This window comes from Lentzea sp. NPDC055074 (assembly GCF_053608005.1).
The window spans coordinates 1-8,537 of record NZ_JBSGUQ010000043.1; the positions used below are offsets into that span (position 1 = coordinate 1).

General features: G+C 70.3%; 10 protein-coding genes. 3 read left to right on the forward strand and 7 right to left on the reverse strand.

What is annotated here, in order from left to right; translation table 11 throughout:
* Positions 1-219: 219 nt before the first annotated feature.
* The 3 genes from ACWF7A_RS43950 to ACWF7A_RS43960 form a co-directional block, all read right to left on the reverse strand.
* Positions 220-1,194, reverse strand: a complete 975-nt coding sequence (locus ACWF7A_RS43950; RefSeq protein WP_452256398.1) for a tetratricopeptide repeat protein — start codon at positions 1,192-1,194, stop codon at positions 220-222.
* On the reverse strand, positions 1,191-2,015 hold the full coding sequence (locus tag ACWF7A_RS43955) for an SCO6745 family protein (RefSeq protein WP_452256399.1): 825 nt from the start codon (positions 2,013-2,015) through the stop codon (positions 1,191-1,193). The genes ACWF7A_RS43950 and ACWF7A_RS43955 overlap by 4 nt, the downstream gene beginning before the upstream one ends.
* A gap of 99 nt (positions 2,016-2,114) precedes the next feature.
* On the reverse strand, positions 2,115-2,420 hold the full coding sequence (locus tag ACWF7A_RS43960) for an MTH1187 family thiamine-binding protein (RefSeq protein ID WP_452256407.1): 306 nt from the start codon (positions 2,418-2,420) through the stop codon (positions 2,115-2,117).
* A 51-nt stretch (positions 2,421-2,471) separates the two neighbouring features.
* Between ACWF7A_RS43960 and ACWF7A_RS43965 the strand changes: the two genes are divergently transcribed.
* Genes ACWF7A_RS43965 through ACWF7A_RS43975 form a run of 3 tightly spaced genes read left to right on the forward strand, consistent with a single transcriptional unit; the run spans position 2,472 to position 5,113 of the window.
* Positions 2,472-2,969, forward strand: coding sequence for a MarR family transcriptional regulator (locus ACWF7A_RS43965; protein WP_452256400.1), 498 nt, complete (start codon positions 2,472-2,474; stop codon positions 2,967-2,969).
* A gap of 48 nt (positions 2,970-3,017) precedes the next feature.
* A complete protein-coding gene (locus ACWF7A_RS43970) occupies positions 3,018-4,073 on the forward strand; it encodes a phosphotransferase (RefSeq protein ID WP_452256401.1) in 1,056 nt (351 codons plus the stop codon).
* Positions 4,070-5,113, forward strand: coding sequence for a phosphotransferase family protein (locus tag ACWF7A_RS43975; RefSeq protein WP_452256402.1), 1,044 nt, complete (start codon positions 4,070-4,072; stop codon positions 5,111-5,113). Before ACWF7A_RS43970 ends, ACWF7A_RS43975 begins: the two co-directional genes overlap by 4 nt.
* Here the strand turns inward: ACWF7A_RS43975 and ACWF7A_RS43980 are convergent.
* The 4 genes from ACWF7A_RS43980 to ACWF7A_RS43995 all read right to left on the reverse strand — a co-directional run bounded on the left by ACWF7A_RS43980 (position 5,085) and on the right by ACWF7A_RS43995 (position 8,293).
* Positions 5,085-5,408, reverse strand: a complete 324-nt coding sequence (locus tag ACWF7A_RS43980) for a DUF3817 domain-containing protein (protein ID WP_452256403.1) — start codon at positions 5,406-5,408, stop codon at positions 5,085-5,087. The two genes, ACWF7A_RS43975 and ACWF7A_RS43980, sit on opposite strands and share 29 nt — an antisense overlap.
* A 60-nt stretch (positions 5,409-5,468) precedes the next feature.
* Positions 5,469-6,512 carry an ABC transporter permease gene (locus ACWF7A_RS43985; RefSeq protein ID WP_452256404.1) on the reverse strand — a complete coding sequence of 348 codons (1,044 nt, stop codon included), beginning with the start codon at positions 6,510-6,512 and terminating at the stop codon, positions 5,469-5,471.
* Positions 6,509-7,420 (reverse strand): ABC transporter ATP-binding protein, encoded by a 912-nt coding sequence (locus tag ACWF7A_RS43990; protein ID WP_452256405.1) that lies wholly within the window; start codon positions 7,418-7,420, stop codon positions 6,509-6,511. Before ACWF7A_RS43990 ends, ACWF7A_RS43985 begins: the two co-directional genes overlap by 4 nt.
* Before the next feature lie 78 nt (positions 7,421-7,498).
* On the reverse strand, positions 7,499-8,293 hold the full coding sequence (locus tag ACWF7A_RS43995) for a hypothetical protein (protein WP_452256406.1): 795 nt from the start codon (positions 8,291-8,293) through the stop codon (positions 7,499-7,501).
* Between the last annotated feature and the right edge of the window lie 244 nt (positions 8,294-8,537).

Genomic DNA, 8,537 nt, shown 5'->3' on the forward strand with positions numbered 1-8,537 from the left:
GCCGCTCTAAGCAACAGGCGTGCCATCTACCTGCTCACGGCGCTGGCCCCCTGATCAGATTGCCGGGGTCTGGGGCAGAGCCCCAGGGGAAGCACGCAACGCAAGGTGGCCGCCCTCAAGGTGACCACCGTCTTGGCTCGCCCCACGCACAGGTCGCGCCACGCAAAGGTGACCACCCGCCAGCCCGCGTCAGTCCAGCCCGCGTCAGTCCAGCCCGCGTCAGTACAGCGCCGAAGCCAGGTTCCGCCGTGCCGCAGCAACACGAGGGTCATCCGCCGGGAACAGCTCGAACAGCCCCACCAAATGCTGCCGGACACGATCCCGGTCGTCCCCGAACACCCGCCGGACGGTCTCGACGAGCCGGGAGAACGCCTCCTCGACCATCTGCCCGGCAACCTGAGCATCCGCAGCCGCAAGCTGCGCATCAACGTCCTCAGGCGCACCATCGGCCTTGGCGATCACCGCAGGATCGACGGCCTCCGCCCGCTCGGCGAACCGGGCCTGCGCGAGGCCCTCCTTCGCCAGCTCGTTCCCAGGCTCAGAGGCGAGAATCTCCGAGTAGAACCCCTGCGCGGCAACGTAGTCACCGCGTTCGAAGGCCTCCTCGGCGGCGACGATGCGCGGGTCCTCGGGGATCTCCTCGGGCTCCACCGGGCCTCCGGCGCGCGCCTCTCCGGCCCGGATCCCGGGCAGGCGGTCCCGCAGCGCGTCCAGCAGCCGGGCGATCCACTGCGACAGCTCGGCGTCGTCGATGGGGCCGGCGAAGGCGTCGATGGGCTGCCCGGCGGCGACGGCCACGGTGGTCGGCACGGACTGGACCCCGAAGGCCTGCCCGATGCGGGGCGCGCTCTCCAGGTCGACGCGCGCGAGGATCCAGGACCCGCCGGACGTCGAGGCGAAGCGGGTCAGGGAGGCGGCCAGCTGCTGCGACTCGGGGCTGTAGGAGGCCCCCAGCAGCACCACGACGGGCACCTGCAGGGACTGCTCGACCACAGCCTGGAAAGAAGCCTCGGTGACGTCCACGATCCACGGCGCAGAGCCGTTGTCAGGCGCGGGAGAACCGCCGGAGGGGGCGGCGGGCGAGGCAGCGGCGGTACGGGCCGCGTCGGCTCGGGCCTTCAAAGCGCCCAGATCGACGGCGCCGGAGAGCGCGGCGGACAGTGCGGCGGTCTTGCGAGGATCAGGCCTTGTCACGTGTTCCATCCTGGCACGGCTAGTTCCCGGACCGGGTCCAGGGCCATCGGGTTGACGCGCATCGCCTCGTTGGCCGAGGCGATGCGTAGAGCTAGCGGTGTCATCAGGTCGATGAACCGCGACGTACCCACTTCACCCAGCGCCTTCCACGGGTCCAGAGCGGCCGCGTCGGTCGCCCTTTCCACCGCGGGGAGGTCACCGGGCAGATCAGCGGCGGCTTCCCATTCTTCGACAGTCCAACCACGCGCGGTTCGCATGTATGCCGGATCGAGGGAATGCTCACGCGCGTAGAGCGCAAGCGCTTGGCACGGGCCGATGCCCGCGGCCACCAGAGCGGCCACGTGCCCGTCCCCTCGGGCCTCGCGCAAGATCGTGCAGGCGTGCCACAGCGCCAGATGGGGCTCGATGGGCCACGGCAGCGCCCGGTTCGCGGCCGACAGCGGACGGCCGGCGAGGGGAACCGCCAGCGCCGCCCTGCGCGCGAGTGTCGCGGCCTCGGCGATGCCGGACGTGTCCACCGAGTCCAGCAGGCGTCGCAACGCGCCGTCGGCACCTGCCAGCCGGACGCGCAGGTACTCGGACGGCGAGGCGACCGCCCACGCGTCCGGCAGCGCACGGCGAACCATGCGCGGCGCGAAGTTGTAGAAGACCGCCGTCACCAGCTCCGGCGACGCGGCGCCCAGCGGTGCGGCGCGCATTCCGAAGTAGCCCATCCATCCGCCCTTGCAGCCCAGCGCGTCCGTCGCCGCGCGGGACTCGGGCGTGAAGTACGTGACGTCGTGGTAGGGCTCGAACCTCAACCACATCTGCCTCGCGTCCACGCCCGACACGCTAACCCAGCGAACGCCACCGCAAGGGCGCACTCACCGTCACGGCGTAGAGACGTTCGGCCATCCGAGCAGGCCCGAACGACCCGCCGTTCACGACGAGTCCGAGAGGTGCTCCTCGATGCGTGCGACCTTGGCCTCCAACTGGCCTGAATGGCCGGGCCGGATGTCCGCCTTGAGCACGAGCGAGACACGCGACGCACTGGCCTGAACGGCTTCCGTCGCGCGCTTGACCACGTCCATCACCTCGTCCCACTCCCCCTCCACCAAGGTGAACATCGCGTTCGTCTGATTGGGCAGGCCGGACTCCCGCACGACCCGGACCGCCTCGGCGACCGCCTTCGCGACGCTCCCGGATTCGTCCGAACCGGACGGAGCAACACTGAACGCGACGAGCACGTGCACCTCCTGGTGATCCACGAGTTGTACTGACTGGTAGCTTCGGTGCCCATGACACCGCTGCCGTTCGATCCGATCGCCCGCGCGGCCGGACTGTGGGACGACCGGATCGGTTCCGCGACGTCGATGGCCGCGGTCACGAGCGTCATGCGTGTCCAGCAAATCATCCAGTCCGCCGTGGACGCAGCCCTCAAGCCGCACGGGCTCACGTTCGCGCGCTACGAGGCATTGGTGCTGCTCTACTTCTCCCGCAAGGGCGCGCTGCCGATGCGGGTGATGGGCGAGCGCCTGCAGCTGCACCCGACGAGCGTCACGAACATCGTCGACCGGCTGGAGAGCGACGGCCTCGTCCGCCGCACGCCGCACCCGACCGACCGCCGCACCACGCTGGTCGAGATCACCGACGCCGGCCTGCAGCGCCGTGAGAGCGCGACCGCGGCCGTCGTCGACGTCAACCTCGGTCTCAAGGGCCTCACCGACCGCCAGACCGAGCAGCTCACGGACCTGCTCGCGAAGGTGCGCCGGGCGAGCGGCGACTTCGAGGACTGAGAAAACCGTTTGGGCGAGCGGGCCGACCTGTGGCCTGATGAGCCCATGATGTGGGATCGACCGGACCGTTCCGTCGTCGCGCTCGTCCAGACCCCGAGCGGGTTCACCGGACGCACCAGAGCGATCCCGGTCGAGACACCGAACTGGAACCACGTCGAGCCGGTCAACACCGTCCTGCGCGACCTCCTCGGCGTCGAGACGAGCGTGCTGCGCCTGCTCTCCACCGAGGGCGGCAAGGTGCCGTTCGGCGGTGTCGTCACCTATCACGTCGAGGCGCACGAAGAGCCGGACCACGGCCTGCTCGCCCCCGCCGACGCCCCCGCGCCCGACGCCGAGCACCGGCTGCCGTGGGCACGCCTCGGTGGCCCGGCCGACCTGGTCGCGTGGGCGGACACGGTGATCACCCGCACCGGCCCGGCGGCCCAGGTGCGGACGTGGAACCTGTCGAGCGTGCACCGCCTGCCCACCGCGGACGGCCCGGTGTGGCTCAAGGCCGTGCCGCCGTTCTTCGCCGACGAGGGCTCGGTGATCAAGATGGTCGCCGCCCACGACCCGGCACTCGTGCCCGAGGTGCTGGCGAGCGCGCCGAACCGCGTCCTGCTCGGCCAGGCCGAGGGCGCCAACTGCTGGCGGGTGACCGCCGCGCAGATCGAGGACGTCGTACCGCGCTGGGTCGCCGTGCAGCACGCGCTGGCGGGTGAGGCGCGGCTGCGGCCGTCCGCCGTGCCGATGCCGGACTTCGGTCTGCCCGACACGCTCACCCACGGCGACTTCCACCCCGGCAACTGGCGCAGCAGCGGCGTCGTCATCGACTGGTCCGACGCCGTCTGGGGTCACCCGGCGCTCGACGCGTGCCGGCTCATGGAGTACGCCGAGCCCGGCCTGCACGACCTGATCCGCCGCGTGTGGAGCGAGGCCTGGCTCGCGCACCGACCGGACAGCAGTCCGCTGGAAGCGCTGGAGGTCGCCCCTCGCGCGTCCCGGCTGCACAACGCCGTGAAGTACCAGGAGTTCCTCGACAACATCGAGGAGTCCGAGCGGGTCTACCACGAGGGCGACCCGCAGGTCGAGCTCCGCGAGGCCCTGCGTCTGGTCACACCGTGAGCGCACGGTCCATCGTCGCCCTGGTCAGCACGCCGAGCGGGTTCGCGGGCCGGACGGACGCGATCGACGTCGAGTCCCGCTGGTGGGCCGACGTCGAGCCCGTGAACGAGGCGCTCGAACGGCTGCTGGGCGTCCGGACGAGCGTGCTGCGGCTGATCTCCGCCGAGGGTGGCGAACGGTCCGGCGGCGGCCTGGTCACCTACCACGTCGAGGCGCACGGCGAACCCGACCGGACCTGGCTGCGCCCGTGCGAGGAACCCGCCGCGGACGCCCCGCACAGGCTGCCGTGGGCGCGGCAGGGCGGGCCGGACGAGCTGCTGAGCTGGGCCGACTCGTACGTCGAGCGCACCGGTCCGCCGGTCCAGGTGAAGTCGTGGAACCTGTCGAGCGTGCACCGGCTGCCCACCGCGAACGGCTCCGCGTGGCTGAAGGCCGTACCGCCGTTCTTCGCCGACGAGGGCGCGGTGATCGCGATGGTCGCCGAGCACGACCCGGCGCTCGTACCCGAGGTGCTCGCGAGCGCGCCGAAGCGCGTCCTGCTCGGTCAGGCTCACGGCCAGGACTGCTGGGACCCCGCACCGGAGCACGTCGAGGACATCGTGCCGCGCTGGGTCGCGGTGCAGAACGCGCTGGCGGGTGAGCCCCGCGTGCGGAGGTGCGTGGTGCCGATGCCATCGTTCGGACTGCCGGACACGTTGGTGCACGGCGACTTCCACCCCGGCAACTGGTTCAGCAGCGGCGTCGTCATCGACTGGTCCGACGTCGTGTGGGGACACCCCGCACTGGACGCGGGCAGGCTCGTCGAGTTCTGCCGGCCCGGGCTGCGCGACCTGATCCGCCGCGTGTGGAGCGAGGCGTGGCTGCGGCACCGGCCGGACAGCCGCCCGCTCGACGCCCTCGACGCCGCCCGCCGGGCCTCACACCTGCTGCTCGCGGTGCAGTACCAGCAGTTCCTGGACAACATCGAGGAGTCCGAGCGGATCTACCACCGCGGCGACCCCGAGAGGCACCTCAGAGCTGCTCGGGCGCTGCCTGGGTGAGACGGCCGGTCTTCGAGGCCCAGCGCTCGAAGAGCACCGTGCCGAACGGCGGGATGCTCGACAGCAGGCCGAGGACCAGCGTGCGGGCGTCCCACTTCAGCGGTTCCTTCGTCATCAGCGTGACGAGGATGAAGGCGACGAAGACGAAGCCGTGGATCGGGCCGAAGATCTTCACGCCGATCTCGTTCTGCACGACGACGTACTTGAAGAACATCCCGAGCAGCAGGCCCGCCCAGGAGAGGGCCTCGGCCAGGGCGAGGATGCGGAACCGTCCGACCACGCTGGAGAACGTCATGGCTCCCCATCATGAACCGTGACGGGGAGCACACGACCACCGGGTCTGTCAGGATATGTCCTATTCCTCCCATTTGAAAACGCGGGAGGCGATGAACCCGACCACGAGCGAGAAACCGACCAGGATGGCCGACGGCACCACCAGCGCCTCGATCCCCTTGCCGCGCACCAGGACGTCGAGCATGCCGTCGTTCATGTGCCGCAACGGGAAGATCTTCGAGACCGCCTGCAGCCACGCCGGCGCCTGGTCCACGGGGAAGAACGTGCCGGACAGGAACGCCATCGGCAGCACCACGATGTTCGCGGCCGCCGACGCCGCCTCCTCGGTCTTCGCGAACGCGCCGACGAGCATGCCGAGCGCGAAGAACGCGATGGTTCCCAGCAGCAGCAACGGGATCGCGAGCCACCAGGACCCGGAAAGCTGCAACCCGAACACGGGCAGCGACGCGATGCCGATGAACGCCGCGCCCTGCACCAGCGCCACACCCGCGCTGACCAGGATCCGCGACGACAGCACGGACGTCGTCGAGATCGGCGCCAGGCGGATGCGCCGCAGCACCTGCTTGCGCCGCCACGACACGAGCGTCAGCGCCGAACCGAACACCGCCGACACCGCCACACCCCACGACAGGATGCCCGGCGTCAGGTACTGGATCGGCTTGAGCGACGCGTCCTCGACCTTCTCCGCGGCGAACGTGAAGGTCGGCGGCTGACCGGTCGCGGCGAGGTTCGCCTTGTCCACGAACCCGTTGATGATCCCTAGCACGGTCGCGGACTTGACCTGGTCGCTCTGCGCGAACCGCACGTCGAGCTGCTGCCCGCGGATGATCAGCGCTGCGGGCAGGTCGCCGTCCTTGACCTTCTGCACGGCGGAGCCCTCGTCGTTGTAGGACTCCAGCTCCAGTGCGCCGCTGTCGCGCAGCGAGGACACGATCGGCCCGTCGCCGACCACCGCGATCTTGGTCTTGTCGTCGCCGGCGTCGCGCAGGAGCAGGCCGAAGATCACGAGGAACATCAACGGGAACAGGAAGGTGAAGAACAACGTCACCTTGTCCCGGACGAACCCCTTGAGCATCGCCACCGAAAGCGTCTTGAACGCGGTCATGCGCGGTACTCCCGCCCGGTCAGGTTGAGGAAGACGTCTTCGAGGGTGGCCGTGCGGACCTGCAGCCCGTCGAGCGCACCGCGTTCGGCCAGCGCCGACAGGACGGGAGCGGGCCGCCGCGTGGAGAGCGTCAGCGACACCTCGTCCTCGTGGGCCTCGTCCACACCGTCCAGCTCTGCAGCGTCCACAACGGACAGAACGCCCTTCTGCAGCGTCACGTGGGTGGGCGCGTCGAGCCCGCGCACCAGCACCGCGGGCCGGTCGAGCGCGAGGACCCTGCCGTTGTCCATGATCGCCACCCGGTCGCAGAGGATCTCGGCCTCGTCGAGGTAGTGGGTCGTGTAGACGATGGTCTTGCCGCGCTCCTTGATGGCGCGCAGCACGTCCCAGAGGTTGCGGCGGGCCTGCGGGTCGAGCGCCGCGGTCGGTTCGTCGAGGAACACGATGTCCGGGTCGTGCACGAGCGCGCACGCGATCGACAGCCGTTGCCGCTGACCGCCGGAGAGCTTGTTCTCCTGCTCGTTCGCCTTGTCCGCGAGGCCGACCAGCTCCAGCATGTCCGCGGCCGTGCCGGCACTGACGCCGTAGAGCGCGCCGAACGTCTGCAGCTGTTCCTTCGCCGTCAGCTTCTCGAAGAACGCCGACGCCTGCAGCTGGACACCGATGCGCGGCAACAACTTCACGTTGCGCGGCCACGGGCTCTCACCGAGCAACCGCACCTCGCCGCTGTCGGGCTCGCGCAGCCCCTCGACGATCTCCAGCGTCGTCGTCTTCCCGGCGCCGTTGGGCCCCAGGATGCCGAAGAACTCGCCTTCGGCCACGGTGAACGAGACGCCGTCCACCGCCTTCAGCTCGCCGTAGCTCTTGCGGACGTCCCGCACCACGACCGCCGACCGTTCCTCCGTCATGGGCGAGACGGTAGGTCAGCACGTGGCGGTTCTCGCCGTGAAACGACCAAAGTCGGAGCGAAGTCGAGACGAACGAGGTCAGCCGCCTGCAACGAGCAACGGGCAAGAGGTGTAGACGTCGTTCAACCTGCGCAGCGCGGCGGCGAACTGCTCGAAGCGGGCCCGGGGCACCGCCGCCCGCACCTCGCCCAGCACCGTCCACAGGTACCGGTGCTCGGCGGTCTCCACGACCGGCGGCGACGCCTCGCCCGGGACGTCGGTCGCGAACGCGAGGGCCACCGCCGCGGCGCGCAGGCACGCGGTCGCGAGCGTCACGCAGTCCTCGACGAGCGGGCAGTCGTCCTGCGCGCGCACGACACCGCTGACGGCGAACCGGACGGCCTGCATCAACGCGAGGTAGAGGCGCTGGCCCGCCTGGGCGCGTTCGAACGGAAGGTTCTCGGTGCCGCAGCCCGGCGTCACCACGGTCATGCCGACCTGGGGGCGGCGCAGCACGTGGTCGAAGAGCGCGGTCGGGGCCCAGAGCAGGGTGCGCCAGGAGTCCTCGGGGATCGAGGTGCCCATCCTGGCCGCGTTCTCGAGCACGTCGAGGTAGGCGATGAGGACACCGGAGAGGAACACGCCGCCTCGGTCGCCGCCGACCCGCACGACGCCGAAGCGGTCGTCGAGGTCGCCGTCCTGGACGCGGTAGCCGGGGGTCCACTCGATGACGCCGCTGCTCGCGAGCACCACGCGCGCGAGGCGCTGGTGCACGGGCGACGCCGAGAGCACCGTGTCGTCGAGGCCCATCTGGACGAGGGTGGACGCGGCGTGCTGGAGCGACTCGCGCCGCTGTGGCACGAGGTCGGGATGCAGCAGGCGGAACGGTTCCACGTCACCCCTCCCTTCGTCGTCGTACCCACGATGAACGGCAGGGGGCCGGAAGTCATCCGGATGAACCGCAGCGTTACGTCTCAGTTGGACGCCTCGGGGCCTGTGTCGAAGTCGGGCCTGGCTGTCGCGGACCAGACTTCGACACAGGCCCTAGGTGTGATGTCCAGGGACGTTGTTCCGGACGTGATGGCTTGCGGTGAAGACAGGTGAAGGCCTCCGGGTGTGAAGTGGAACTGCTGAGGAA